At 67.7% G+C, this 26,756-nt stretch carries 24 protein-coding genes; 12 read left to right on the top strand and 12 right to left on the bottom strand.

The annotated features are described in order from the left end of the window. The 4 genes from EJK91_RS21920 to EJK91_RS18570 form a co-directional block, all read right to left on the bottom strand. A partial coding sequence (locus EJK91_RS21920) for a PGRS repeat-containing protein (RefSeq protein ID WP_346773476.1) occupies positions 1–778 on the bottom strand: 778 nt, incomplete at its 3' end. Positions 779–854: 76 nt separating this feature from the next. Then, positions 855–1,304, bottom strand: coding sequence for a nitroreductase family deazaflavin-dependent oxidoreductase (locus tag EJK91_RS18580; protein WP_024442289.1), 450 nt, complete (start codon positions 1,302–1,304; stop codon positions 855–857). 4 nt (positions 1,305–1,308) lie between these two features. Then, on the bottom strand, positions 1,309–1,746 hold the full coding sequence (locus tag EJK91_RS18575; RefSeq protein WP_024442290.1) for an HIT family protein: 438 nt from the start codon (positions 1,744–1,746) through the stop codon (positions 1,309–1,311). A gap of 23 nt (positions 1,747–1,769) precedes the next feature. Continuing rightward, the gene (locus EJK91_RS18570; protein ID WP_024442291.1) at positions 1,770–2,921 is read right to left on the bottom strand and encodes a MalY/PatB family protein; all 1,152 of its coding nucleotides are present in this window, start codon (positions 2,919–2,921) and stop codon (positions 1,770–1,772) included. Positions 2,922–2,954: 33 nt separating this feature from the next. On the opposite strand from EJK91_RS18570, the gene EJK91_RS18565 reads away from it, so the two are divergent. After that, positions 2,955–4,067 carry an adenylate/guanylate cyclase domain-containing protein gene (locus EJK91_RS18565; RefSeq protein WP_125079652.1) on the top strand — a complete coding sequence of 371 codons (1,113 nt, stop codon included), beginning with the start codon at positions 2,955–2,957 and terminating at the stop codon, positions 4,065–4,067. Between the two features lie 98 nt (positions 4,068–4,165). Beyond that, a complete protein-coding gene (locus tag EJK91_RS18560; protein WP_125079651.1) occupies positions 4,166–5,143 on the top strand; it encodes an Acg family FMN-binding oxidoreductase in 978 nt (325 codons plus the stop codon). 387 nt (positions 5,144–5,530) lie between these two features. Here EJK91_RS18560 and EJK91_RS18555 read toward each other — a convergent pair whose 3' ends face one another. Further along, positions 5,531–7,417 carry an ABC transporter ATP-binding protein gene (locus tag EJK91_RS18555; protein ID WP_046301769.1) on the bottom strand — a complete coding sequence of 629 codons (1,887 nt, stop codon included), beginning with the start codon at positions 7,415–7,417 and terminating at the stop codon, positions 5,531–5,533. Beyond that, entirely contained in the window at positions 7,414–9,162 is a 1,749-nt protein-coding gene (locus EJK91_RS18550) for an ABC transporter ATP-binding protein (protein ID WP_125079650.1), read from the bottom strand. Before EJK91_RS18550 ends, EJK91_RS18555 begins: the two co-directional genes overlap by 4 nt. A gap of 171 nt (positions 9,163–9,333) precedes the next feature. Here EJK91_RS18550 and EJK91_RS18545 point away from each other — a divergent pair, with 171 nt between their 5' ends. From EJK91_RS18545 to EJK91_RS18535, 3 genes are all read left to right on the top strand, one after another. After that, positions 9,334–9,834 carry a DUF3558 domain-containing protein gene (locus EJK91_RS18545; RefSeq protein WP_051190248.1) on the top strand — a complete coding sequence of 167 codons (501 nt, stop codon included), beginning with the start codon at positions 9,334–9,336 and terminating at the stop codon, positions 9,832–9,834. Then, positions 9,831–10,376 (top strand): DUF3558 domain-containing protein, encoded by a 546-nt coding sequence (locus tag EJK91_RS18540; protein WP_024442297.1) that lies wholly within the window; start codon positions 9,831–9,833, stop codon positions 10,374–10,376. The genes EJK91_RS18545 and EJK91_RS18540 overlap by 4 nt, the downstream gene beginning before the upstream one ends. A gap of 283 nt (positions 10,377–10,659) precedes the next feature. Continuing rightward, the gene (locus EJK91_RS18535; RefSeq protein WP_046301772.1) at positions 10,660–11,166 is read left to right on the top strand and encodes a MarR family winged helix-turn-helix transcriptional regulator; all 507 of its coding nucleotides are present in this window, start codon (positions 10,660–10,662) and stop codon (positions 11,164–11,166) included. Positions 11,167–11,204: 38 nt separating this feature from the next. On the opposite strand, the gene EJK91_RS18530 is transcribed toward EJK91_RS18535, so the two are convergent. Next, positions 11,205–11,714 (bottom strand): TetR family transcriptional regulator, encoded by a 510-nt coding sequence (locus tag EJK91_RS18530; RefSeq protein ID WP_024442299.1) that lies wholly within the window; start codon positions 11,712–11,714, stop codon positions 11,205–11,207. 137 nt (positions 11,715–11,851) lie between these two features. Here EJK91_RS18530 and EJK91_RS18525 point away from each other — a divergent pair, with 137 nt between their 5' ends. The 4 genes from EJK91_RS18525 (at position 11,852) to EJK91_RS18510 (ending at position 16,110) form a co-directional block, all read left to right on the top strand. Continuing rightward, a complete protein-coding gene (locus EJK91_RS18525; RefSeq protein WP_024442300.1) occupies positions 11,852–13,021 on the top strand; it encodes an acyl-CoA dehydrogenase family protein in 1,170 nt (389 codons plus the stop codon). 288 nt (positions 13,022–13,309) lie between these two features. Next, positions 13,310–14,494, top strand: coding sequence for a Fic family protein (locus EJK91_RS18520; RefSeq protein ID WP_125079649.1), 1,185 nt, complete (start codon positions 13,310–13,312; stop codon positions 14,492–14,494). Positions 14,495–14,642: 148 nt separating this feature from the next. Further along, complete coding sequence (locus EJK91_RS18515) at positions 14,643–15,482, top strand: hypothetical protein (RefSeq protein WP_125079648.1); 840 nt, start codon at positions 14,643–14,645, stop codon at positions 15,480–15,482. Positions 15,483–15,588: 106 nt separating this feature from the next. After that, positions 15,589–16,110 (top strand): RES domain-containing protein, encoded by a 522-nt coding sequence (locus EJK91_RS18510; RefSeq protein WP_164518019.1) that lies wholly within the window; start codon positions 15,589–15,591, stop codon positions 16,108–16,110. 24 nt (positions 16,111–16,134) lie between these two features. On the opposite strand, the gene EJK91_RS18505 is transcribed toward EJK91_RS18510, so the two are convergent. Beyond that, positions 16,135–16,635 (bottom strand): SixA phosphatase family protein, encoded by a 501-nt coding sequence (locus EJK91_RS18505; protein ID WP_046302245.1) that lies wholly within the window; start codon positions 16,633–16,635, stop codon positions 16,135–16,137. Between the two features lie 216 nt (positions 16,636–16,851). Here EJK91_RS18505 and EJK91_RS18500 point away from each other — a divergent pair, with 216 nt between their 5' ends. Continuing rightward, positions 16,852–17,997, top strand: a complete 1,146-nt coding sequence (locus tag EJK91_RS18500; protein ID WP_125079645.1) for a metallophosphoesterase family protein — start codon at positions 16,852–16,854, stop codon at positions 17,995–17,997. Continuing rightward, the gene (locus tag EJK91_RS18495; protein WP_125079644.1) at positions 17,994–20,609 is read left to right on the top strand and encodes an AAA family ATPase; all 2,616 of its coding nucleotides are present in this window, start codon (positions 17,994–17,996) and stop codon (positions 20,607–20,609) included. Before EJK91_RS18500 ends, EJK91_RS18495 begins: the two co-directional genes overlap by 4 nt. On the opposite strand, the gene EJK91_RS18490 is transcribed toward EJK91_RS18495, so the two are convergent. Genes EJK91_RS18490 through EJK91_RS18475 form a run of 4 tightly spaced genes read right to left on the bottom strand, consistent with a single transcriptional unit; the run spans position 20,610 to position 26,018 of the window. After that, complete coding sequence (locus EJK91_RS18490; RefSeq protein ID WP_231384179.1) at positions 20,610–22,331, bottom strand: ABC transporter family substrate-binding protein; 1,722 nt, start codon at positions 22,329–22,331, stop codon at positions 20,610–20,612. Continuing rightward, positions 22,328–24,160, bottom strand: coding sequence for a dipeptide ABC transporter ATP-binding protein (locus EJK91_RS18485; RefSeq protein ID WP_125079643.1), 1,833 nt, complete (start codon positions 24,158–24,160; stop codon positions 22,328–22,330). Before EJK91_RS18485 ends, EJK91_RS18490 begins: the two co-directional genes overlap by 4 nt. Beyond that, on the bottom strand, positions 24,157–25,044 hold the full coding sequence (locus EJK91_RS18480) for an ABC transporter permease (protein ID WP_024442309.1): 888 nt from the start codon (positions 25,042–25,044) through the stop codon (positions 24,157–24,159). Before EJK91_RS18480 ends, EJK91_RS18485 begins: the two co-directional genes overlap by 4 nt. After that, positions 25,041–26,018, bottom strand: a complete 978-nt coding sequence (locus tag EJK91_RS18475) for an ABC transporter permease (protein ID WP_024442310.1) — start codon at positions 26,016–26,018, stop codon at positions 25,041–25,043. Before EJK91_RS18475 ends, EJK91_RS18480 begins: the two co-directional genes overlap by 4 nt. A gap of 195 nt (positions 26,019–26,213) precedes the next feature. Between EJK91_RS18475 and EJK91_RS18470 the strand changes: the two genes are divergently transcribed. After that, positions 26,214–26,705, top strand: a complete 492-nt coding sequence (locus EJK91_RS18470) for a beta-class carbonic anhydrase (protein WP_024442311.1) — start codon at positions 26,214–26,216, stop codon at positions 26,703–26,705. Positions 26,706–26,756 lie beyond the last annotated feature (51 nt).

The following is a 26,756-nucleotide window of genomic DNA, read 5'->3' as shown; positions in this document are numbered from 1 at the left end:
CACCACGGCCGCCGTCGCCGTACTGGGCCAGGCTCGCCCCGCCGGCGCCGCCGTTTCCGCCCTGCGCGCCGTTGCCCCCGGTGAAGCCGGCTGCACCCGCATCACCGGCGGTCCCGGTTCCGCCTATTCCGCCGGCGCCGCCGTTGCCGAACAGCCAGGCGAGGGCGTCGCCGCCCGCGCCGCCGACACCAGCGGCCTCGCCGTCGATACCGATTCCGCCGGCGCCGCCGACACCGCCGTTGCCCATGAACCACCCGCCGGTGCCGCCGACGCCGCCTGCCGCGCCGGCCCCGCCGTCACCGCCGGCCCCGCCGTCGCCGAACATGCCGGCCGCTCCGCCGTTGCCGCCGGCCACTCCGGCGGCGCTCTGGTCGAAGCCGTCTCCGCCGTCGCCGAACCACAGGCCGCCGGAACCGCCGTTGGGGTTCAGTTCGGTGCCATCAGCACCGTCACCGATCAGAAACTGCCCGGCCGCGGTATTGATCCAGCCGTTGACCATCGACCCGAAGTCACTGTTGATCCAGTTCTGCATCGACGTGTGCAGCGGGTCGTAGAAGAGCTGATCAAACCACGCCGCGGAGTCGATGGGGGTCTCTGCGGCCACCCCGGCGACCGGCGTGAACATGTCGATCAGCCAGTCGAAGTCCAAGCCGTCGGCGTGTGCCGACGGGGTCGCGGGCGTCAGCCCGACGGCGAGGAAAGTGCCGACCGCCGCTCCGGCTCCCGCCAGGCGCCGGCGTGCTGACTTCGACGTGCCCGGCCCAGCCTGACGGTTCATCGCCCCAAAGTACTAGCTGAGTGATACCTGAGCAAAGCAGAACAGCGAACTGCTCACAGAAATAGTGCTTGTTAAGTCAGGGCGCTGGCGTGAGCTTCACCACCGGGATCGGCCGGGTGGTGCGGCGCTGGTAGCCGTCGTAGCGATTGGCGTTGTTGGCGTTGACGATTCGCCACAGCCGGGCGTAGTCCGGGTCATCCGGCAGCACCGGCTGCGCGGTGGCCCGCAGGCGGTTGGGCCCGACGTTGATCTCTAGCTCAGGGTTGGCTTTGAGGTTGTGGTACCAGCCGGGGGAGCGGGGCGCGCCGCCCATCGACGCCACGATCAGATAATCGTCGCCGTCGCGGGCATAGCTCAGTGTCGAGGTGCGGGCCTTGCCGGTTTTCGCGCCGACGGTGTGCAGCAACAGGTTGGGCGGCAGGCCCGGGATCTTGTGGCCGATCCGGCCGTCGGTCCATTGGTAGATCAGGTTGTGTAGGGTGAGCGCTCGGACGCCCACTTTTTCAATCCACGGGAGATGATCCATCGGTTCAGTCTGACTGGGTGGTGCCGCTGCTGGCCAGTGCGGTCCGCAAGATCCTCCCGGTGCCTTCGCGGTCCGGATCGCGGCGCACCAGCAGTCCTTTGGCGAAGGACAGCCGGTCACCGTCTCGGCGCGGGACCACGTGCAGGTGAATGTGGAACACGCTCTGAAAGGCTGCCCGGCCGTCGTTGATCACCAGGTTGTTGCCGTCGGCGTGCAGCCCGGAGGCGCGGGCGGCCTGGGCGATCCGCTGCCCGACGGTAAGCATGCCGGCCAGGGTGGCCGCCGGGGTGTCGGTCAAATCCACGAAGTGCTGTTTGGGGATCACCAGGGTGTGGCCGCGGGTGAACGGCCGGATGTCGAGAAACGCCAGGTACTCGTCGTCTTCGAAAACCCGTACCGCCGGCGCGGTACCGGCGACTACGGCGCAGAACACGCAGGACATTCCCGCCACGTTAGCGGCAGCTGTCACTGCAGCGCACCGGCCATCGCTTCGATCGCCCGGTCCAAGATGGCCCGGGGGGTCGCGAAGTTCAGCCGCGCGAAGCCCCGCCCGCCGCCGAACGGGATGCCCGGACTCAGCGCCACCCGTGCGTCGGCCAGCAGGATCTCGGCCGGTTCGACGGGCAGGCCCAGCGCCCGGAAATCCAGCCACGCCAAGTAGGTGGCCTCGGGATGGCTGACCCGCAGGCCCGGCAGCGCCGCGGGCAGCGCTCGGCTGAGGTGGTCGCGGTTGGCCCGCAGGTAGGTCAGCAGGGAGTCCAGCCACGGCCCGCCGCGGGTGTAGGCGGCAAGGTTGGCGCTGATGCCGACGGTGGCGGCGCCCATGGTGTGCAGCATGTTGATCCGGCGCCAGTCGGCGGCGTCGCGCGGATTGGACAGGATCACCTGGGCGCACATCAGCCCGGGCAGGTTCCAGCCTTTGGAGGCCGACATCAGTGTGATGACAGTGTCGGCGGCGGCGGGCGATACCGAGGCTGCCGCGACGTGGGGCCGGTCGTAGACCAGCGGGGCGTGGATCTCGTCGGCGATCACCCGGGCGCCGTGGCGCGCGGCGATGTCCACGATCGCACTGAGCTCTTCGGCAGTGAATGCGGTGCCCAGCGGGTTGTTCGGGTTGCACAAGATGAGCGATCCGGCGCCGGCGGCGAATGCGGCGTCCAGCGCATCCAGGTCCATCAGATAGCGACCCGAGTCCTGCTGCGTCATCGGGATTTCCACGCGCTGACGTCCGGTCACGGTCAACAGGTCGAAGAACGGCATGTAAGCCGGCACCGGCAGTACCACCGGGCTCTCCGGGCGGGTGAGGAACTCGATCACCACCTCCATGCCCTTGAGGACGTCGGGCACCACCCGCACCCATTCGGGCTGGATAAGCCAGCCGTAGCGCCGTTCGCACCACTGCGTGAGCGCCACCGGCAAGGTATCGGAGCTCAGCGCGGGATACCCGAACTCCTCGTTGGCCACGCAGGCGCGCACCCCGTCGAGCACCTCGGGTGCGGTGGGGAAGTCCATCTCGGCGATCCACAGCGCCAGCACGTCGGGGGCGAAGTGATTCCACTTGATGGTGTTGCGGGCACGGAGTTGTTCGGGGGTCAGCGCATCGAAGACTTCAGCCACCTCGTCAGTCTGCCGCGAGATACGTTTGGCGGTGTGGGGGACGCCGAGATCGAGGACTTGCTGGCCGGGCTGGAGGGCACTGCGCGTGCCGAGCGAGCCGAACTGATCGAATGGCTGCTGGGACAGGGCATCACTGCCGAGGAGATCCGCGGGAATGTCTCGCCGATGCTGCTGGCGTCGCGGCGGCTGGTCGGCGACGACGGCAGCTATGTCTCGGCGCGTGAGATCAGTGAATCCACCGGGGTCGGCCTCGAACAGTTGCAGCGGCTGCTGCGTGCGGTCGGGCTGCCCTGGATGGACGATCCGGACGCCCCGGCGCAGATGCGCGCCGACGCCAGCATCGCCATGCACGCGCGCCGCTTCATCGACGCCGGCATCGACGCCGAGCATGCTCTGCAGACCGCTCGGCTGTTGGCCGACGGGCTGGCGCACACCGCGGAATTCATGCGCTTCACGGTGTTGTCTGCGATCGGCGAACCGGGTGTCACCGAGCTGCAGATCGCCCAGCGGTCGCGGGATCTGGTGGCCGGGCTGGCACCCATGTTGGGTCCGTTCGTGCAGGACATGCTGATGATGCAGCTACGTCATCAGCTCGACATCGACGCCGTCACCGCCGGCGAGCGCTTGGCGGGCGCACCGCTGCCGGGAGCGCGTCAGATCACCGTCGCGTTCGCCGACCTGGTCGGCTTCACCCGGCTCGGGGAGATGGTGCCGCCCGAGGAGCTGGTGCAGCTCGCCGAGCGCCTGACCGTACTGGGCCGCGAGATCGCCGTTCCGCCGGTGCGATTCATCAAGACCATCGGCGACGCGGTGATGTTCGTCTGCCCGGAGCCGGCGCCGCTGGTCGATGCGGTGCTGAGGCTGGTCGAAGCGGCCCGGGCCGACGACACCCTGCCCCGGCTGCGTGCCGGCGTCGCCTCCGGGGAGGCGGTGAGCCGGGTCGGGGACTGGTTCGGCAGCCCGGTCAACACCGCGAGCCGAATTACCGGGGTCGCCCGACCGGGCACGGTGCTGGTCGCTGAGTCGGTGCGAGAGGCGTTGGCCGAATCTGCGGACTTCCAATGGTCGTTCGCCGGCGGACGTCACCTCAAGGGCATCAAGAGTGAAGTGACTCTGTTCCGCGTCCGCCACCGCGCCGGTGACTGATTCGGGGTCCGACGCCGACTGGCCGGTGACCAACGGCCCCTGTTGCTCCTGGGAGCCGGCTGGGAGGCTGAAGGCGACAGACCCGCTGGAGGTGGCTGATGCTGGACATGACCGTGGATTACGAGGTCTTCACCGAAGCGGTGCGGTTGGCCTGCCGGGCGCCGTCGTTGCACAACAGCCAGCCATGGCGATGGGTGGCCGACGGAAGCCGGCTGCACCTGTATCTGGATCCGACTCGCGGTGTGCATGGCGACCAGTCGGCGCGGGAAGCGTTGATCAGTTGTGGCGCCGTCCTGGATCACCTGCGGGTCGCGATGGCCGCGGCCGGCTGGACCGCCGAGATCGAGCGGTTCCCTGATGCCGCGCAGCCGGAGCACTTGGCCTCGATCGGATTCACCGCCGCGGAACGGGTCACGGATCTGGACCGCTATCGCGCCGGCGCGATCCTGACGCGCCACACCGATCGACTTCCATTCATGGCACCGAGCAACTGGGAGCCCTTCGAGACGCTGCTGTACGACACGGTGACCGACCCGGTGCAGCTGAGCGTCCTCGCCGACGAGCTGCGCTCCAGACTTGCCGAGGCTTCCCAGCTCACCGAGGCGCTGCGCTTGTACGACTCGTCGTATCACGCTGAACTCGGCTGGTGGACAGCACCATTCGAAGTCTCTGACGGGATTCCCGAGAGCGCACTGATCTCGGCCGCCGAAAGCGACCGGGTGGACATCGGGCGGACCTTCCCGGTCACGCACAACCGGGAACGACGCGTCGAGGTCGGCGACGACCATTCGAAGATCGTGCTGCTGTCGACCGCCAGCGACGAGCCGGGCGATGCACTGGCCTGCGGCGAGGCGCTCTCGTCAGTGTTGCTGGAATGCACCATGGCTGGCCTGGCGACCTGTCCGGTAACGCATCTGACCGAGGTGCCCGCCGGCCGGGCGCTGCTGGCCGGACTGGTCGGGGGCGACGACCTTCCCCAGGTGCTGGTTCGAGTCGGTGGTACGCCGGCGCTGGAGAAGCCGCCGGTGCCGACACCGCGGCGGCCACTGGCCGATGTGCTGCACCTGAAGCTCTGATCGGCGACCCCCGCGGTCTGGCGGCGCCTGGGGGATTAGGAGAGTTGCCCGCCTTTGAGCGACAACTGGGGTGCGTGGACGAGCGCGTTGCGTTTTGTCGCTCAAAGGCGGGCAACTATCCCTATGGTTCGGATTTCGACTGGTTCGGGATGTAATCGCCCCCATGGTTCGGGGTTCAGCCCCGACCGGCTCCGGATTGGGCCGCCACCGGAAAATTAGGGCAGGCTCGGACTGACAGGGGAGCGTCTACACTTCCAGCGCGGCTGGCTTTCACCCTCTTGTCCAGCTCTTCGGATTACGGTCATGTCCGAGCCTGCTTCGCAGTCGAATCTACGCCGACGGCCACCGGTGGGCAATGGTTGATCTCGGCTGAACTTCCAGCCGATTTCAGCTGCCCTCGGCCATCGCCCAGTAGGCCCCGCGGCGGGCCAGCAATTCGGCGTGAGTGCCCTGCTCGACGATCCGGCCGGCCTGCATCACCAGGATCAGGTCCGCGTCACGGATCGTCGAAAGCCGGTGGGCGATAATGAAACTGGTGCGGCCCCGGCGCAACTCCCGCATCGCCCGCTGAATCAGCAGTTCGGTGCGGGTGTCCACCGAACTGGTCGCCTCGTCGAGGACGAGCAGCTGCGGCTGGGCCAGAAACGCCCGGGCGATCGTGATCAGCTGTTTCTCGCCGGCGCTGATGGCCCCGCCGTCGTCGTTGACCCGGGTGCCGTAGCCGTCCGGCAGGGTTCGCACGAAGGCGTCGACGTGCGCGGCGCGGGCCGCCTCGACGATCTCGTCCTCGGTGGCATCAGGCCGGCCGTAGCCGATGTTCTCGGCGATGGTCCCGGTGAACAGCCAGGTGTCCTGCAGCACCATCCCGATCGAGGAACGCAGCGCGCAGCGGTCCACGCCGGTGATGTCGGTGCCGTCGATCAGGATCTGCCCGCGGTCCACGTCGTAGAAGCGCATCAGCAGGTTGACCAGGGTGGTCTTGCCGGCCCCGGTCGGGCCCACGATGGCCACCGTGCTGCCCGCCGCCACGCTAAGCGACAGGTCCTCGATCACCGGCACGCCGGGCCGGTAGCCGAAGCTGACGTCGCGGAACTCGACGCGGCCGCGCGGGCCGCCAAGGTCACCCCACAGCGGCGCCGGCGGAGCCGGAGGCTCTTCGGGTTCGTCGAGGAACGCAAACACCCGCTCGGCGCTCGCGGCACCGGACTGTAAGGCGTTGAACATCGACGCCAGATTGCCCAGCGGTTGATTGAACTGGCGCACGTAGGCGATGAACGCCTGGACGCTGCCCAGCGTGATCTGTCCGGTAGCCACCTGGAATCCGCCGATCACCGCGACCGCGACGTAACCGAGGTTGGCGATCAGTCCGGTTGCCGGCGCGATCAGCCCGGAGAAGAACTGGGCACCGAACCCGGCCCGGTACAACTCGTCGTTGCACTCGTCGAACTGTTGCTGCGCCCAGCCTCGGTGCCCGAACGTCCGCACCAGCGTGAAACCGCTGTAGGTCTCTTCCAGGTGGGCATTGAGTCGCCCGGTGGCCGCCCACTGCGCGGCGAACAGTCGTTGCGAGCGCCGGGTGATCGACCGTACCGCCAGCAATGTCACCGGGACTCCGGCCACGGTGATCACGGCCAGCAGCGGCGAGATGGACAGCATCATCGCCAGCACCACCAGCACGGTCAGCACCGAGGAGAACAGTTGACTGACCGTCATCGACACCGATGTCGCGGTGTTGTCCACATCGTTGGTGACTCGGCTCAACAGCTCGCCGCGCCGTTGAGTGTCGAAATACCGCAGGGGCAGTCGATGCAGCTTGTCCGCGACATCGCGGCGCAGCGCCCGCATGGTGCGCTGCAGGATCACGTTGAGCAACCGAGCCTGGGTCCAGACCATCAGCGCCGCAATCAGATACATGCCCATCGCCAGCGCCAACGTGCGCGCCACCGCGGCGAAGTCGACGCCGGAGCCCGGGATCACGTCCATCCGCGACAGCATCTCGGCGTAGGTGCCGTGGCCGGCGGCCCGGGCGTCCTCGACGGCCTGCTGCTTGGTGATGCCCGCCTGCAGGCCGCGGCCGATGATGCCGTTGAACACCAGATCGGTGGCGTGTCCCAGGATGCGCGGCCCGGCCACGCCGAGCGCGATACCGCCCAGCGACAGGCTGAACACCGCCGCGACCAGCCGGCGCTGCGGGCCCATCCGGCGGGCCAGGCGCAGCGCGGTCGGCCAGAAGTTCGCGGCCCGCACCGTCGGAGCCGCCACCGGCGCGGTCACAGGCCACCGACCCCGGCAGTCACCGACTGGGACTCGGCGAACTCGGCGTAAGCCGGGCAGTCGGCCAGCAGCTCGCGGTGGGTTCCACTGCCGACCACCCGGCCGTCGTCGAGGACGAGCACCTGGTCGGCCTGGGTGACGGTGGAGATCCGCTGCGCCACGATGATCACCGTCGCGTCGGCGGCCACCTCGCGCAGGGCGGCGCGCACCCGGGCGTCGGTGCGGGTGTCCAGGGCCGAGAACGCGTCGTCGAACAGATAGATCGAGGGCCGCCGGATCACCGCCCGGGCGATCGCGAGCCGTTGCCGCTGCCCGCCGGACAGGTTGATCCCGCCCTGGGCCACCGGCATCGCCAGCCCGTCCGGGTGGGCCGCCACGAAATCGTCGGCGGCGGCCACCCGCAGGGCCTCCCACATCTGCTCGTCGCTGACGGTGGCCCCCGCCGGGGCCCCGTAGCGCAGGTTGTCGACGACGGTGCCGGAGAACAGGTAGCCGCGCTGCGGCACCAAGCCGATGCCCGACCACAGCTCCTCGGGGTCGCGGTCGCGCACGTCCACGCCGTCGATGAGCACCGCGCCGTCGGTCACGTCGCGCAGCCGGCAGATCAGCGACACCAGGGTGGACTTGCCCGAACCGGTGGAGCCGACCACCGCGGTGGTGGTGCCGGGCAGCGCGGTCAGGGACACGTCGGACAGCACCGAGCGGTCGGCGCCGGGGTAACGGAAGCCGACCCCGTCCAGGCGGACCTCGCCGGTCGGCGAGGACGGCGACACCGGCCGAGCCGGGGCGCTGATGGTGGGCTCGGTGGACAGCACCGCGGTGATCCGCTCGGCGCAGACCGCGGCGCGCGGCAGGATCGCGAGCACCATGGTGGCCATCAGCACGGCCATCAGGATCTGCATGAAATAGGACAGGAACGCGATCAGCGACCCGATCTGCATCTGACCGGCGTCGATGCGCAGCGCGCCGAACCAGATCAGTACGACGCTGGAGGCGTTGATGATCAGCGTGGTGGTCGGCAACATCAGTACCTGTAGGTTCCCGACGGTCAGCGAGGCGTCCGACAGGGCCGTGTTGGCCTGGGCGAACCGGTCCTTTTCGAAAGGCTCACGGGCGAACGCGCGGATCACCCGGATGCCGGTGAGCTGGTCGCGGAGTACTCGGTTGATGTTGTCGATCAGCATCTGCATGCGGCGGAACAGCGGCAGCATCCGCGACACGATCAGGTAGTTGGTCAGTGCCAACACCGGCACACTGACCGCCAGTAGCCAGGCCAGTCCTGCGTCCTGGTGCACCGCCATCAGCACCCCGCCGACGCACATGATGGGCGCGGTGACCAGCGTGCTGGCGCCCAGCTGCACCACCAGCTGGATCTGGCGGACGTCGTTGGTGGTGCGGGTCAACAGGGTTGGCGCCCCGAACCTCGTGGTTTCGCTTTCGGAGAACCGGATCACCTGGGCGAACACCGCCCGGCGCAGATCGCGTCCGAAGCCGGTCCCGGTGCGCGCGCCGAAGTAGACCGCGGCGATGGCGCACAGCATCTGCACGCCGGTGACGCCGAGCATCACCGCGCCGAGCCGAATGATGATCGCGGTGTCCCCGCGGACCACGCCGTCGTCGATGATCGTGGCATTGACGGTCGGCAGGTACAGCGAAGCCAGGGTGCTGATCAGTTGCAGTGCCATCACCGCCGCGACCGGCCGGCGGTAGGGCCGCAGGTAGCAGCGCAGCAGCGCCAGAAGCATGGGGTTACTGTCGCACATCCGTGCGGTCGCGGCGTTGCTGTGACGCTACGCGGCGACACAAACCGACTGGTCACCGCTGTGTCGTGGTTGACGGGCGGCGGTGCCGCTACAGTGCATCGTGTGCGGCGCAAACTGACGGTCCCGGCCCTGGCGGCCGCTGCTCTGATTCCGATGGTCGGCGGATGTTCTGACTCCGACTCGCCTGAAGCTGCGGGCGGCAGCCAGTCTGCGTCGCCGACGGCCGAGCAGAGCAATCATGGTCCGTCGTTCCCGCAGTGCGGTGGCATCAGTGACGAGACGATGGCCAACCTGACCCGGGTGTCCGGGTTGGTCAGCACCGCGCAGAACTCGGTGGGCTGCCAGTGGCTGCTGCGCGGCGGGATCATGGGCCCGCACTTCTCCTTCTCCTGGTATCGCGGCAGCCCCATCGGTCGCGAGCGCAAGACCGAAGAGGTGTCGCGGACATCCGTGGAGGACATCAACATCGACGGCCACAGCGGTTTCATCGCGATCGGCACCGCCCCGACGATGGGCGACAACCTGTGTGAGGTCGGCATCCAATTCAAAGATGACTTCATCGAGTGGTCGGTGAGCTTCGCTCAGAAGCCGTTCCCGGATCCGTGCGACGTCGCCAAAGAGCTGACCCGCCAGTCGATTGCGAACGCCAAATGAGCCGCCGGGTTCTGGCCAGTGCGGTCGCGGTGCTGGCAGTGTTGACCAGCTTGACGGGCTGCTCCCGTGAGGTGGGCGGCACCGCCGTCAAGGCCGGCGCGGGCGACACCAAGCGCAACAACAACTCCGAGCGGCAGTACCCGAACCTGCTCAAAGAGTGCGAGGTGCTGACCACCGACATCTTGGCCAAGACGGTGGGAGCAGACCCGCTCGACATCCAGAGCACCTTCGTCGGCGCCATCTGCCGCTGGCAGGCGGCCAACCCGGCCGGGCTGATCGACATCACCCGGTTCTGGTTCGAGCAGGGCAGCCTGGACAACGAACGCAAGGTCGCCGAGTTCTTGAAGTATCAGATCGAGAACAAGACCATCGTGGGCGTGCCCTCGATAGTGATGCGTCCGGCCGACCCGAATGGCTCCTGCGGGGTCGCCAGCGACGCCGCCGGGGTGGTCGGCTGGTGGGTCAACCCGCAGGCGCCCGGGATCGACGCGTGCGAGCAGGCGCTCAAATTGATGGAGCTGACGCTCGCGACGAACTCGTAGTCGCTCGGAGGCGGCGCCCCAATCCCAGGTGAAATAATTGTTTGGCTATCGAAATGACAATTTTCCGGCGGGGCGAAATTGATTAGTTTCCGTTTGAACCAATTGGCCCGGCCCGGAGGTTCTCTCTTCGGTCCATAGTGTCCTGCTGACCTGCGCCATCACGCAAAATTGTCTTTGCTGAGTGTCGTTCGTGTCGCTGCGAATCCAGGTGACTTGTCGGAACTGACACGCGTTATCCATTTCTGAGGCGCATCCTTCGATAGCATCGCGCGCCGTGGACGAGATGCATGAACTGCAAGCAATAGCTTGGCTTCCTGGGCTCAATGGAATCGAGCAACACTGCTGGCAACAGTTTCTGGCTTGCTCACTGAACGTCGTTGACGCGGTGAATGTTTGCCTCAAGAACGCACATGACCTCTCGATACGTGACGTCCTTCTGCTGGAGCTGCTGAGCAGGCCTCGGCGTCGGGAGCACCGGCTGTGTGTCTTGGCGGAGAAGCTGGGTGTCACGCAGGGGCAGTTGTCTACCCAGATCCGCCGGTTGGAAGGCCATGGCTGGATCACCCGCAGCCCGAGCCCAGGGGACCCGCGCGGCATTCTGCCCCGGATCACCAGTGCGGGGCATACCCGGCTGCACGCGGTGATGGAGACCTACGCGCAGGGCATCCGCGTGCACTACCTCAACCAGCTCAAGCACGAGCAAATGGTGAATCTGGTCGACAGTTGCCAGCGGATCAACGACTCGCTCAGCACGAATCGGGGTCGACAGGCGCTCAAAGCCGCCCGCTGAGGCGGGGATGGGCGCCGGTCGCCGTCTGTTGGGGAAAGCTATTGCGCCGCATGCCCGCCACCGGTTGCCAGCGCGCGCAATTCGGCAACCACCTGCTCTGCCGTCGGCGCGCTGTCGGGGTCGATCAGTGACTGGATCATCATGCCCAGCACCACTGCCAGGGCAACTGAGCCGCCCATCTCGGTACGCGCACGGTGTTGACCTTCGGCCAGGCGCGCGCGCAGTTCGTCATTGCGTTGGGCTTGCACGATCGCTTCCAGGTGCGAGGTCCACAGTGCCTTGTCGGTGGTGAAGGAGTCCAGCACCGCCTGCCATCGCTCCACGGCCGTGGCTGCCGGCTGCCCTTCGGGGGACATCCGGGCGTCGAGTTCGTCGAGTTCTTCGAACAGGGCCTGCACCAGCAGGCGTTCGCGGCTGCCGAAGTGATAGCCGATGGCGGCATGGCTGACACCGGCCGCCGCGGCGATGTCGCGCACCGTCGTATTGGCCCAGCCTCGTTCGACTAGGCAGCGCTTGGCGCCTTCCAGCAGATCCTCACGGTTGCCCATGAAGGCAGGTTAGCCAGGGCGGGAGCAGTTGCACAAATGGATTGACCATATGGATTGACCATTTGGACAAATCGGGAGTACGGTACTGACACCAATGGATCCCGTCGGGGGATCTGCCAGATCAGGAGGTGCCGGTTATGGCGCACGAAGTCCTCGAGCGCGTCGAGAAGATCGCCACCCAGCTGGCGGACACCGCCGAAGAGAGCGAACGCCTCGGCAAGCTTTCGCAGCAGTCGGTGGCACTGATTCGCGAAGCCGGCGTGATGCGGATGCTGCAGCCGACGGACTTCGGTGGTTACGCCGCCCACCCGCGCGACTTCGCCGAGGCGGTCATGGCGGTGGCCAAGCACTGCGGCTCCACCGGTTGGGTGTGCGGTGTTGGGGGAGTGCACCCCTGGGAGATGGCGCTGATGGACCGCCGGCTGCAAGCCGAGATCTGGGCCGAAGATCCCGATACCTGGATCGCGTCCCCGTATGCCGCACAAGGTATCGCGACCCCGGTCGAGGGTGGTTATCGGTTGACCGGGCGGTGGAACTTCTCCTCGGGCACCGACCACTGCGACTGGATCTTCCTCGGTGCGCGCGTCGCGGAGACCATGCCGCCCAAGGTCTTACACGTCGTGTTGCCGCGCGCCGACTACACCATCGTCGAGGACTCCTGGGACGTCATCGGCCTGTCGGGCACCGGCAGCAAGGACATCATCGTCGACGGCGCCTTCATCCCGGACTACCGCACCATCGACTTCGAGCACGTCGCCTCCGGTGCGAGCGCCGCCGAGGCCGCCGGGCGAGATGAGACGGTCTACAAACTGCCGTTCTGGGCGATGTTCCCGCTCGGGATCACCGCCGCGCTCATCGGAATCACCGAGGGCGCATTGGCGGCGCATCTGGACTATCAGCGCGACCGGGTGGCCGCCACCGGCACCAAGATCAAGGACGACCCCTATGTGCTCTACGCGATCTCCGAAGCCGCCGCGGAGATCGCCGCCTCACGCGTGCAGTTGCTCGACGGCATCAGCAGGATGTACGACCTCGCCGACGCCGGTAAGGAGATCAGCTTCGAAGACCGATCACTGGTGCGGCGCAACCAGATTCGCTGCGCCTGGCGGGCCGTTGCTGCCGCCGACGCGATCTTCGCCCGCTCCGGGGGCAATGCCGCGCGCCGGAACAACCCACTGCAGCGGTTCTGGCGCGACGCCCACGTCGGGCTGGGCCACGCCATCCAGACGCCGGGGACCATCTATCACTCCAGTGCCCTGACGGCCATGGGGGTGGAACCGGCGCCCGCGTTGCGGGCGATGATCTGAGGAGTGCTCCGGTAGCGCTGATATTGCACTGAGGGTCGTGGTTCTTGGGAAACCCACGACCCTCACGGCAATCCGAACTCACTCGGCTTGCGCCGCCGGCAGGGGCATCGCCTGATTGGTCCGCCTAGCCTGCGGGCTCGTCGGGGGGATTGGGGTGTAAGCGCCTTCAGGGAAGATTCGCGAGTGCTGCGGTGTCGGGGCGGCACATGAGGCGTTTATAGCTAACTTTCGAGATGCAAAACTATAATGATGATGGTTTTGGTATCAGTTACGTGAGAAGGGTTCGCTATGGGCTGGCCTGCGCATCAAGTCGAGCAGCGTGAGTGGGCGCCTCGCACGCGACAGGGTAACCGTGACGATCGCATGCTCAAGCAGATCGAAGTGGCGCTACCTCCAATGATCGGTGACCTGGACTATGACCCGGTGGGTGCAGCGGCGCGCGCGCATGAGGCCGCCCTTGTTGCCGTCGCTCGCCTGGAAGCCGGATTCGGCCAGCATCTTGCACCCTTAGCGGATTTCTTGCTCCGGAGCGAGTCCGTGGCGTCATCCAAGATCGAGCACATCGACGCTGGATGGCGTGCGTTCGGTAAGGCCTTCGTAGGCGGAAATGCCGGCGCGGAGGCAGAATCCCAACTCGCTGCCGTTCGGGCGTTGATGCAACTTGTTGACGCGGCCGACGCCGGTCCTCTTACTCTCGAAGCGGTCCTGGAAACCCATCGACTACTGATGGCACCCGACCCCTACGCCGACAGCCCCGGGCAGCTGCGCAACGTCCAGAACTGGATCGGTGGCAGCGACCACACACCGATCGGGGCGCTCTATGTACCACCACCGCACGAGTTAGTGCTTTCTCTCGTAGAGGACCTGCTGATATTCGCCAACCGCACAGATCTGCCGATCGTTGCGCAGGCCGCTATCGCCCACGCCCAGTTCGAATCGATCCACCCTTTTACCGACGGCAACGGTCGCATCGGACGTGCGCTGATCAGTGCCATCCTCCGCAGGCGGGGGCTCACCCAACGAGTCACGGTGCCGCTGGCCTCGGTCATGCTGGCCAATACCGACGACTATTTCGGGCGGCTCACCAACTACCGCCACGGTGACGCCGATCAATTTGTCGGCTACCTCGCCGAAGCCGCCGTACATGCGAGCAGCGCTGCGGAAGAATCTGCAGTTCGTCTCGCCGAACTGCCCGACCACTGGCGGTCAGTGGCGCGCCCACGGTCCGGCTCTGCGGACGAGACTCTACTCGAGAGCCTCTTGGACGTCCCGATCTTCAATGCCGATACCGCCCAACAGATCACGGGAACGACAGATGCCAGCACATACCGGGCTCTCGGACGGCTGACGGAGGCGGGCATCCTTGAAATATTGTCTACTGGCGCGCGCAATCGCGTCTGGGCTGCCGCCGACGTGTTGACCGAGCTTGATGCACTCAGTGACGCGATCGGCCGGCGAGTTCGCCCCGGATAGTGGCTCCGATCGACCATTCCTTCGGTGATTGCCACACTTACTACGTTTACTACGTATAGCGAGCAGTACGTTGTAAGCGTAGTATCGGAGCGAAGTCGCGCCCGGCGACGTGAAGGTCGCAGCAGCGGGTGTTTCGGGCAGTGAGCATGTGGAGGAGGCGGTGGTGGAGCCTATTTCCCGCATGGCCGACGCCGGCGGCGGGCTGCCCAGACACATGCACCGACAGTGGCGCATCGTGTTTGGCCCGATGGCAAGGCTGACGACTGAACCCGAGGCCGAGACCGCCGAGGGAGCCGGCGAGGCCGTGTTGCGGCTCGAACTGCCACTCGGGATCGCTGCGCCGGGGGACGTGGCCGTCGAAGTGGAGGACGGCACCTTGGTGGTTCGGCTTGGGGGCCTCGCCGTCGACCAGCCTGTATCGGTACGCGAAGTAGCCGAGGAATCCGCTGCGGTGGACGTGGAACAGGCCGCACCGGTACCGGTCGAGCTCCTGACCCAGCTCGCCGCCGTCGTCGAGGAGCAGCAGAACATCCTCCGCAAAATCGAAGCAGCAACGGCGGTTTCACCGGGGGAGCGGGTGACGCTGACCACGGCCACCGGGGAGTTGAAATACACGCTGCCGTTCGCGCCGGATGAGACCTACAGTCCGGGGGCCGTCAGCGCCATCTTGTCGCCCAGCGGTAAGCCGCATCGGTCGATCGCGCAGGACCGGCGTCGCGCACACGAGCTGCTGGGCGTCAAGATCGGCAACCAGTATCGGTATCCCAAATTCCAGATCGACCCGGGACGCCAGCAGATCCGTCCCGTCGTTGCCTACGCGAACCGTCAACTGGAATGCGACGAGGACCCGTGGGGAACGCTGGACTGGTGGTACAGCCCCGATGAGGGCCTGGAGGATCGGCGCCCGATCGACCTACTCGAAAGCGGTGAACTGACCGAGGAGCTGGTCGATCTCGCGATCCAGCTCGGTCAACAGGGCATGGAGTGACCGATGCCGACCAATCGGTACAACGGACGCCCTGCCGATGTCGAAATCGTCCCCAAAGGGACTGTGCTGTACCGCATCATGGCCGCCAACGCGTCCTACCCGGCCGTTGGGCCATCCCAAGCAAGGTCGCTTCGAGCCCACCCATGCCGGGCTGGGCGGATACCTCTACGTCGCCGATACGTTGGCCGGCGCGGTCGCCGAGGGTGTCCTGCGCAACCAGACGATCTCGAAAGCGGGTGTGGTGCGTCGACCCTGGCTGGTCAACAAGAAGCTCGTTCGGGTGAGTCTGGTCAGCGATGTCACGGTGGCATCGGTATACGGCTCCGGTGCGACCAAACTCAACCTCGACTCGGCGTTGCTGTGCGGCGGCGTCAGCCAGTATTCGCAGACCCGCGAGACCGGCACCAAGATCCTGCTCAAGACCAAGCCCGCGTTCGGCATGCGGTACCGCTGCCGCAACCATGACAACCTGACGTCGCTGATGCTCATCACGCGAAAGGACCCCGCGCTGTCGCTGACCCTCGTCGACGAGGTTGACATCCTCTTCGACAAGCGGGGCAGAGATCTGATCCTCGGCGTCCTGCACACGGAGTTCCAGTTGCAGTACACCGGGCTGCTGCCGAACTGACTGTGGCGGCGGGAACCGGCAGCGCTATCGCGGCACGTGAAAGTCCACCAGCGCGGCCGACCGCAGCTCCACTTCCGCCCAGTTGCCGGCGAAGTGAAGGACGGCGATTCCCGAGGTCGGGTACTTCTCCGAGATCCGTTGGGCGGCGGCCGCATCGGTGCCGGGCCCGGCCAGTCCCAGTGCGACGCTCGACATGGCCGGCTCGTGGCCGATCACCAGCAGGGCGTCGATGTCGGCGGCCACGGTGTTGATGGTCGCGATCACGGTTCCGGGAGTCGCGTCGTAGAGATCGTCGACATAGCGCACCGGTGCGGCCAGCGCGGTCCGCGCGTAGGTCTGCCGGGTGCGGGTGGCGGTCGAACACAGCACCGCGTCGAAGGCCGGCGCGTGGGCGCGCAACCAGTCGCCGGCCAAACCCGCCTCCCGGATCCCGCGCGGCGCCAACGGACGCTGATGGTCGACCGCCCCGGGTGGATAGTCCGACTTGGCGTGCCGCAGCAGGACCAGGGTGCGCGCAGTACTCACCCGCTCCAGAGTAGGGGTGGCCGATCTTGCCCGCGCTAGCCGAGTCGGCCACCCTCGCACCGTGCGCCGGCGGTGCTCAAGTGCCGGATGTGACACACGAGTTCTGACAGCGCTTGCGGTCGGCGGACCTGCCGAGCGAGGTCCGCGAGGTTGTCGGTGACCGGCCATACACTCGCGATGCCCGGCTGATGGACCGGCGGAAAGGGACAGGACGACATGCGTTTCGTGCACACCGCCGATTGGCAGCTCGGCATGATCCGGCATTTCTTGGCCGGCGATGCCCAGCCTTGTTACTCGGCGGCCCGGCGCGACGCGGTGGCCGGGCTGGGCGCGCTGGCGAAGCAGACGGGTGCGGAGTTCGTCGTCGTCGCCGGCGATGTGTTCGAGGACAACCAGCTCGCGCCGGAGGTCATCAGTCAGTCCCTGGAGGCCATGCGCGCCATCGGGATCCCGGTCTACCTGCTGCCGGGAAATCACGATCCGCTCGATGCGGGGTCGGTGTACACCAGCGCCTTGTTCACCGCCGAATGCCCCGACAACGTGGTGGTGCTCGACACCGCAGGCGTGCACCAGGTGCGCCCCGGCCTTGAGATCGTCGCCGCGCCGTGGCGCTCCAAACGTCCCACCACCGACCTGACCGCGGCCGCACTGGACGGCTTGCCGGCCGACGGCACCCTGCGGGTCCTGGTTGCCCACGGCGGCGTCGACGCCCTGGACCCCGACCCCGGCAACCCGGCGCTGATTCGGCTGGCCGGCCTGCAGGACGCCCTGTCTCGCGGCGCGATCCACTACGTTGCCTTGGGCGACAAGCACTCCCGCACCCAGGTCGGGGAGACGGGGCGCATCTGGTATTCCGGTTCGCCGGAACCCACCAACTTCGACGACATCGAATCCGACCCCGGCCACGTCCTGGTGGTCGACATCGACGAGGCCGACGGCGCCGTGAGCGTGGACTCCCACCACATCGGCCGCTGGCGTTTCCTGACACTGCACCGCCAGCTCGACACCGGCCGCGACGTCACCGACCTCGACATCAATCTCGATCAGCTGCCGGACAAGGAACGCACGGTAGTCCAACTGGCGCTGACGGGTTCGCTCAGCGTCACCGATCGGGCGGCCCTGGACGTCTGCCTGGACCGGTATTCGCGGCTGTTCGCGTGGGTGGGCACCTGGAAACGCCACACCCACCTGGTGGTGGTCCCCGCCGACGGCGAATTCTCCGACCTCGGAATCGGCGGTTTCGCCGCCGACGCGGTCGAGGAACTTCTCGCTGCCGCCCGCAGTGCCGACACCGGCGCCGCCGACGACGCGCACGCCGCGCTGGCGCTGCTGCTGCGCCTGGTCGATCGGACAGTGGCATGAGACTGCACCGGCTGGTGCTGACCAACTACCGTGGCGTGGCGCACCGAGAGATCGACTTCCCCGACCACGGCGTGGTGGTGGTGTCCGGCGCCAACGAGATCGGCAAGTCCTCGATGATCGAGGCGCTGGACCTGTTGCTGGAGTCCAAGGACCGCTCCGCGAAGAAGGACGTCAAACAGGTCAAGCCCACCTACGCCGATGTCGGTGCCGAGGTCACCGCGGAAATCAGCACCGGTCCTTACCGTTTCGTCTATCACAAGCGCTTCCACAAGGCGCCCCGGACGCAACTGACGATCTCCGAGCCGCGCCGCGAGCAGCTCACCGGCGATGAGGCGCACGACCGGGTCCGCGCCATGCTGGAGCAGACCATGGACACCGGCCTCTGGCAGGCCCAGCGGGTGCTGCAGGCGTCGTCGACGGCGGCGGTGGACTTGTCCGGCTGCGATGCGCTGTCGCGGGCGCTGGACGTCGCCGCCGGCGACACCGCCACCCTCAGCGGAACCGAGCCCCTTCTCATCGAACGGATCGACGCCGAGTATGCGCGCTATTTCACCGGGACCGGGCGTCCTACTGGCGAGTGGGCCGCTGTCATCGCCGCGCTGGCCGACGCCGACGCCGAGGTGGTGCGATGCACCGAGCTACTCGCCGAAGTGGACTACCGGGTGCACCGGCACGCCGAGCTGTCCGAGCAGTTGGCGCGGTTGACCGACGAGCAGGCCGCCGCGGACTCCCGGCACCGTGCGGCGCAGGACGCCGGCGCCGCGATCGCCGACCTGCGCGGCCGGCTCCGCGATGCGCAGCTGGTGGCCACCGCGGCCAAAGCCACCGCTGCCGCCACCGATAGCGCCCAAGCCGAGCGGCGCCGGCAGCGTGACGAACTCGAATCCCGGGCGGCCGCGATCAGCCTGTTGGACAACGAGATCGACGCTGCCGCCCAGGCGCAGGCCGCCGCTGACACCGAAGCCACCACCGCCGACGCCGCCGCGGCCGACGCCGAACACGCCGTGGCCGCCGCCACCGAACGTGCAGCATCCGCCCGCCGCATCGTCGATCAACTCGCCGCTCGCGACGAGGCCGACCGGCTCGCTGACCGGATCGCCCGGATTGATACCACCGAAGGTCAGCTCGCCGAGGCGGCGGCTGAACTGGCGCGGATCGTCGTGACCGAGCCGATGCTGCGCCGGATCGAACAGGCGTCGGCGGCCTGCGACCGCAGTGAGGCGTCGCTGGCCGCGATCTCGGCGACCTTGGAACTCGCCGCGGTCGCCGACATCGATCTGGTGATCGCCGGCGACCCCACGGCGCTGCCGGCCGGACAGAGCTGGTCGGCCTCCGTCACCGACGGCCTTGAGGTCGAGCTGCCCGGACTGCTGCGGGTGAGTGTCCGCCCGGGCGACAGTGCGCGTGAGGCCGGCATCAAACATGCTGCGGCACAAGCCGAGCTTGCCGATGCGCTGGCGGCGGCAGGTGTGCTTGATCTGGCGCAGGCGCGCCAGGCCGACCAGCGGCGCCGCGAACTGCAGGGCAGCCGCGACCAGTTGGCCGCTGCTTTGGCAGCGTTGCGCGGTGAGGAGGAGTTCGAGGCATTGCGGGCCCGGCTGATACGCCTGCGCGATGAGCATGGCGAGATTCCCAGCGGGACCACACCGGAACAGGCCCGTGCCGATCGTGACGAGGCCGAGGCACTGCGGGCGCAGGCAGTCACCGACTGCGAAACCCTGCGCCGAGCCGCCCAGCAAGCTGCGGCCCGTCGCACGGAAGCCGCCACACGGCTGACGCTGTTGCGGGAGAAGGCGGCAGCGCAGCGCAGCGAGCTGGAGGCGGTCAACCAGCGTCTCGCCGTGCAGCGGGCGACGGTCAGCGATGACGAGCTGGCGACTACCGCCGATGCCAACGCGCAGGAGTTGCGCAGCGCCGAGCAGCGGGTGACCGAGTTGACCGAGCAGCTGGGCGCCGCCGCCCCCGAGGCGATCGACGCCGAACTCGCGGCAGCGCAGTCGGCAGCGCAGGAGCTGCGGGCCCGGCACGCCGAGACCGCCCGCGCGCTGCATGAGGTGGAGGTCGAGCTCGCCGTATTCGGCACCCAGGGCCGGCGCGGCCAGCTCGACGCGGCGCAGACCGTGCTGGAACACGCTGCGGCCGAACATGGTCGGATCGGTCGCCGGGCACGCGCCGCGGCGCTGCTGCGGTCGACCATGGCCCGCCACCGCGACGACACCCGTCGGCGCTACGTCGAGCCGTTCCGTGCCGAGATCCAGCGGCTGGGGGCGCACGTGTTCGGCGCCGACTTCGAAGTCGACGTCGACACCGACCTGAAGATCTGCGCCCGCACCCTCGGTGGTCGCACCGTGCCTTATGAGTCGCTGTCCGGCGGCGCCAAGGAACAGCTGGGCATCCTGACCCGGCTGGCCGGGGCGGCGCTGGTGGCCAAGGAAGACAGCGTTCCGGTGGTGATCGACGACGCGCTCGGTTTCACCGACCCGGATCGGCTGGAGAAGATGGGCGCGGTGTTCGACGCGGTCGGCTCACACGGTCAGGTGATCGTGTTGACGTGCAGCCCGGATCGCTACCGCAGCGTCACCGATGCTCACCGCATCGACCTGACCGCCTGATCAGTCCTTCATGAACCCGACCACGGTGTAGTCCAGATCCGCCAGCCCCGGCGCCCCGAAGTTGGCCAGTGAACTGCGCACCGCCACATTGCCGGTGGTCTGAATCAGCGGCAGGCTGAATCCCTCGGCCCACAGCAGGCTGTCGACCTCGTTGGCCCGGGCCCGGGCCACCGCCGGATCGAGCGCCTCCAGGGTCTCCTCGATCTTGGCGTCGATGGCCGGGCTGCCGATCTTGCCGAAGTTGGCCTCCCCGTAGGAGGCGGAGATCTGGTTCAGCCCGGCCAGCGGGAATGCGTCACCGACCCAACTGAATTGGGCGATGTCGAAGTCGCCGACGTTGACGTAGTCGGTGAAGAAGCCGCCTCCGGCCTTGGCGTCCAATTGCAGCTTCACCCCGATCTGGGCCAGGTTGTGCTGGGCCACTTGGGCGAATTGGCGGGTGCTCGACGCGTCGTAGAACAGGTGCCGGATCACCAGGGGGCGACCGTTCTTCTCCCGGAACTTGCCGTGCAGTGTCCAACCCAGCGCGTCGAGTTCGCGTGCGGCGCGCTCGGGGTCGTAGGCCACCACCGCACTGTTGTCCTGGTAGCCCTCCTGGCCGGCGACGTAGATGTGGTTGTTCAGCGGCACCGGGTCGGCCGTCAGGCCGCGCTGGGTGACCTTGGCGATGGTGGACCGGTCGATACCGCGCATGACCGCCAGTCGCAGCGCCTTGTCGGATAGAAGCGCCCCCGGTGCCCCGTTGAAGGTGAAGTGGTTCCAGGCCGGAGTCGGAGCACGGCGGATCGCGATGCCCTCAGTGCGGCGCGCGATCGTCAACTGATCCAAGGTGGCCACCCCGGTGGCGTCGATGGTGTGGTTCTGCAGCGCCGGCATTCGGGCGGACTCATCGAGCACCAGATAGGTGATGGTGTCCAGCTTCGGAGTCCGGCCCCACCATGCGGGGTTGCGGGTCAGGGTGATCCGCTGGCTGGTGCGATCCAGCGTCGACAGCACGAACGGTCCGGCCGACGGGCCCGGCCTGCTCAGCTGAGCCTTGTTGAAGGTATCCGGATCGGAGGTCATGCTGGCCGGCAACAGCATTGAGTTGCCGGCGAACATGCCCCGCCACTCGGCGTAGGGCTTGGCGAAGCGCATCACAGCCTGGCGGTCGTCGACGCCGCGGGTCACCGAGGCGACGCGCTCAGCGCCGTTGGTGGTCGCGATCGCGTAGGCGCTGTCGGCGCCGCTGGTGGCATGGATCTGGCTGGCGATGTCTTTCCAGGTCAGTGGTGTTCCGTCGCTCCACACCGCTTTCGGGTTGATGGTGTAGGTGACCACCTGCGGATTGGTGCCGGTCAGCTCCACACTGGTGAAGTAGTCGGTGTCCACCGTCGCCGAGCCGTCCGGTCCGATGGTGAACGCCCGCGGCATGGTGGCCTTGAGCATGGCGGCGTTCTCGGCCAGGTTGCCGTCGATGTGCAGCGGGTTGAAGTTGGGCGGGAACTGCGTCATCGACAGCCGCAGGTTGCCGCCGTCACGCAGTTTCGCCGGGTCCTGCGGATTGATGTCGCTGGCGGTGCCGACCGCGGCGATGCCTTCGGGCGCGGTGATATCGACTGCCGCACAGCCGTTCAGTGCCAGTCCCAATGCCACCAGGAGCGCCACCCCGTTGGCGCTGCGTCCAGGGCGGCCTCTTCTCGCGCAACGTCGCCGTGAGCGCAGAGTCAGCGTCGGGCTCATGAGTTCACCACCGGTTGCGGCACCGCGGCCAGCAGCCGCCGGGTGTAGTCGTGTTGGGGATCGCGGAACACCTGATCGGCCTCGCCCTGTTCGACGATCGCCCCGGCATACATCACCGCTACCCGGTGCGCCAGGTGTTTGACCACCGAAAGGTCATGTGACACAAACAGGTAGGACAGTCCGAGTTGCTGTTGCAGATCCAGCAGCAGGTTGATGATCCCGGCCTGAATCGACACGTCGAGCGCGGACACCGGTTCATCGAGTGCGAGGATCTTCGGCTGCAACGCCAGGGCCCGGGCGATGCCGATCCGCTGCTTCTGCCCGCCGGAGAACTCCGAGGGGTAGCGCAGCGCGTCGCCGCGGCGCAGCCCCACCAGCTCCAGCAGCTCAGCGACCCGGGCATGGATGGCGGCCTTGTCGGAACCGTTGGCGCGCAGGGGTTCTGCCAGCAGCTCGAAGACCGGCAGCCGGGGATCCAGGGAAGCCACCGGATCCTGGAACACCACCTGCAGGTCGCGCCGCAGGGCGCGACGGCCGTCGCGCTTCAGCGCCGCGACGTCGGTGCCGAGCACTTCGATCGAGCCGGACTGCGGCGCGGCCAGCTCCAGGATCTGGTGCAACGTGGTGGATTTGCCCGAGCCGGATTCGCCGACGATGCCCAGCGTACGGCCCTGCTGCAACTCGAAGCTCACCCCGTCGACGGCACGCACCTCACCGGCGCGACGCCGCAGCACGCCCTTGGTCAGCGGGTAGGTCTTGACCAGGTCGCGCACCCGCAGCACGGTGGGGGATTGGTCGGCGACCGCCGCCGCCACTTCGGTGCGCACGCCATAGATGTCGGCGGCGCTGCGCCCGAGGACCTGGTCGGTGTGAATGCAGGCTGCCGAATGGTTCTCCCCGACGCTGAGCAGCTCCGGTTCCGCCACCAGGCAGTCATCGGCGGCCAACGGGCAGCGCGGTGCGAAGGGACAGCCCGCGTCGACCCCGGCCGTCAATGCCGGTGGTGCGCCCGGGATCGGCACCAACCGGGTGCCCTGCGGGGCGTCCAGGCGGGGCACCGAACCCAGCAGTCCCACCGTGTAGGGCATTCGCCGATCGCGGTACAGAACTTCGACCGGTGCGGCTTCGACCACGCGGCCGGCGTACATCACCAGTGCCCGGTCGGCGAATTCGGCGACCACCCCCAGGTCGTGGGTGATGATCAGCACCCCGGCGCCGGTGACGTCCCGCGCGGTCTTGAGGACGTCGAGAATCTGAGCCTGCACGGTGACGTCGAGCGCGGTGGTGGGCTCGTCGCAGATGAGCAGGTCCGGGTCGCACGCGATGGCGATGGCGATCACCACCCGTTGGCGTTCCCCGCCGGACAGCTCGTGCGGAAATGCCCGTGCCCGCTGCTCGGGCCGGTTGATCCCGACCAGCTCCAGCAGCTCGACCGCCCGTCGGCGCGCTGCGGCACGGCCCACCTTCGGCTGGTGCACTTCGATGGCCTCGGCGATCTGATCGCCCACGGTGTACACCGGTGTCAGCGCCGACATCGGATCCTGGAACACCATTCCGATCGAGGCGCCGCGGAACTTCGACATCGCGGTGTCGCCGAGCCCGATCAGCTGCGTGCCGCCCAGCCGCACCGAACCGGACACCTGCGCATGCTCAGGCAGCAGGCCCATCACGGCCATCGCCGCCGCGGATTTCCCCGAGCCCGATTCGCCGACCATCGCTACCACTTCGCCGGCGTCGACGTGGTAGCTGACGCCGCGGACCGCACGCACCGCGTCGCGGCCGGCGCCGAACGTCACGGCCAGGTCGGAGACTTCCAGCAGGGTGCTCATCGGCTGCCCCGCAGCGTCGCGGCGTCGGGGTCCAGGGCGTCACGCAGGCCGTCCCCGGCGAGGTTGGCGCAGACCAGGATCGTGATCAACACCCCGGCCGGGAACAGGAAGACCCACGGGAAGGTGATGGCCGAGGCGGTGCCGTCGGCGATCAGGGTGCCCAGCGAGACGTCGGGCGGCTGGATGCCGAAACCCAGGTAGCTCAACCCGGTTTCGGCCAGGATCGCCACGGCGACGTTGAGCGCGGTGTCGATGATCAGGATGGACGCCACGTTGGGCACCACGTGATCGATGATGATGCGCCGGCTGGAGACGCCCATATAGCGTGCCGCCCGGATGAATTCACGTTCCCGCAGGCTCATGGTCAGCCCGCGCACCATGCGGGCGCTGATCATCCAGCTGAACCCGGCCAGCAACAACACCAGCAGGGCGATGTTGCCGCTGTTCTTGGTGCGCGGGGTGATGATCGCGATCAGGATGAATGCCGGCACCACCAGCAGCAGATCGACCAGCCACATCAGCACCCGGTCGCGCCATCCGCCGAAGTACCCCGAGATCGCTCCGACGGTCGCGGCGATCACCGTGGAGATCAGCGCCACGCACACCCCGATCAGCATCGACTTCTGCATGCCGCGCAGGATCTGTGCCAACAGATCCTGGCCCAAAGCGTTGGTGCCCAACCAATGTCGCGCACCCGGCGGAACCAGCAGCGCGTCGTAGTCCAGGTCGGTGTAGGAGTAGGGCAGCAGGCCGGGCAGGGTGTAGCAGCCGACGAACATCACCGCCAGCAGCCCCAGCGCCCCGACCGCGCTGCGGCTGCGCAGGAATCGGCGCAGTACCAGGGTGCGCCGCGAGGCGAACTCGATCTCGGTGGCCGCGGTCATGACACCCGCACCCGTGGGTCGAGCATCGCGTAGATGACGTCGGAGAGCAGTCCGGCCAGCAGCACCACCGCACCGGAGAACACTGTGATGGCCGCGACGATATTGGTGTCCTGGGTCGCCACGCCCTGCACCACCCATTCGCCCATGCCGTGCCAGCCGAAGATTTTCTCGACGAACACCGCGCCGGTGACCAGGCCGGCCACCCCGTAGGCGAACAGTGTGGCCATCGGGATCAGCGCGGTGCGCAGCCCGTGTTTGAACAGCGCGCGCCGGCGGGTCAGCCCCTTGGCCCGTGCGGTGCGGATGAAGTCCTGGCCGAGTACGTCGAGCATCGCGTTGCGCTGGTAGCGGCTGAAGCTGGCGGCGGCCCCCAGCGCCAGGGTCAACGACGGCAACACCAGGTGCTGCAATCGATCGGCCAGACCGGGCCAGAAGCCGGTGACCAGCCCGGGGGAGGTCTCGCCGGTGTAGTCGAACAGTTGGGCGCCCAGCGCCCAGTTGACCCGCAGGGCGCTGAGGATCACCAGGTTGGCCAAAACGAAGGTCGGTACCGAGAGCACCAGCAGCGCCGCCATGGTGATGACCCGGTCCGACAGGCGGTATTGGCGTACTGCCCCCCACGCGCCGGCCACGACGCCGATCGCGGTGCCGGCCAGTGAACCGACGACCAGCAGGCGCAGGCTGACCCCGACGCGCCGGCCCAGTTCCTCGGAGACCGGCTGGCCGGTGACCGTGACGCCGAAGTCGCCACGCACGGCGTGGGTGGCCCAGTGCGCGTAGCGCAGCGGAATCGGCTTGTCCAGGCCCAGCTCGGCGGCCTTGGCGTCGATCACGGCCTGCGGCGGACGCGGATTGCGTTGCATGAGGCTGTCCAGCGGCGCGAACGCCAATGAGGTCAGGCAGAAGGTCAGAAACGAGGCGAGGCCCAGCAGCACCAGGTAGTTCAGCGCCCGGCCGGCCAGAAACCGCGTCATGGCCAAAAGGGTAGAGGGTGACCCGGCGTCGACAGCGTGCATGTCTGTCCGCGACACACCGGGGCACGCTGTGCATCCACGCGCCACCGCGGCGGGTCAGGCGCCGCCGGGGGAGGATTTCTGCGTGATTTTTATCCGTGAAATCCGGGGGCGTCTTCACTAGGCTTCGCTGCACCGCGACAGAGGAGAAGACCTGTGACCGTCACCGATGACTACCTGGCCAACAACGCCGAATATGCCAAGACCTTCACCGGCCCGCTGCCCATGCCGCCGAGCAAGCACGTCGCGATCGTCGCCTGCATGGATGCGCGTCTGGACGTCTATCGGGTGCTTGGCCTCAACGAGGGCGAGGCGCATGCCATCCGCAACGCCGGGGGTGTCATCTCCGAGGACGCGATCCGCTCCCTGGCGATCAGCCAACGGCTGTTGGGCACTCGCGAGATCATCCTGATCCACCACACCGACTGCGGGATGCTGACCTTCACCGACGACGACTTCAAGCGTTCCATCCTGGAAGAGACCGGTATCCGCCCGACGTGGTCGGCCGAGGCGTTCCCCGACCCGGTCGAGGATGTTCGTCAGTCGCTGCGCCGGATCAAGGCCAGCCCGTTCATCACCCAGACCACATCGCTGCGCGGGTTCGTCTTCGACGTCGCCACCGGCAAGCTCGACGAAGTCACCCTCTAGCGTCGGCCGGCCCCTTTCCGTCGGCGTGCATGGCGGTACCCGACGCAGCCT

Source organism: Mycobacterium sp. P7213 (genome assembly GCF_900604305.1).
Taxonomy (GTDB): domain Bacteria; phylum Actinomycetota; class Actinomycetes; order Mycobacteriales; family Mycobacteriaceae; genus Mycobacterium.
This window is presented reverse-complemented; position numbering and strand designations above follow the sequence as displayed.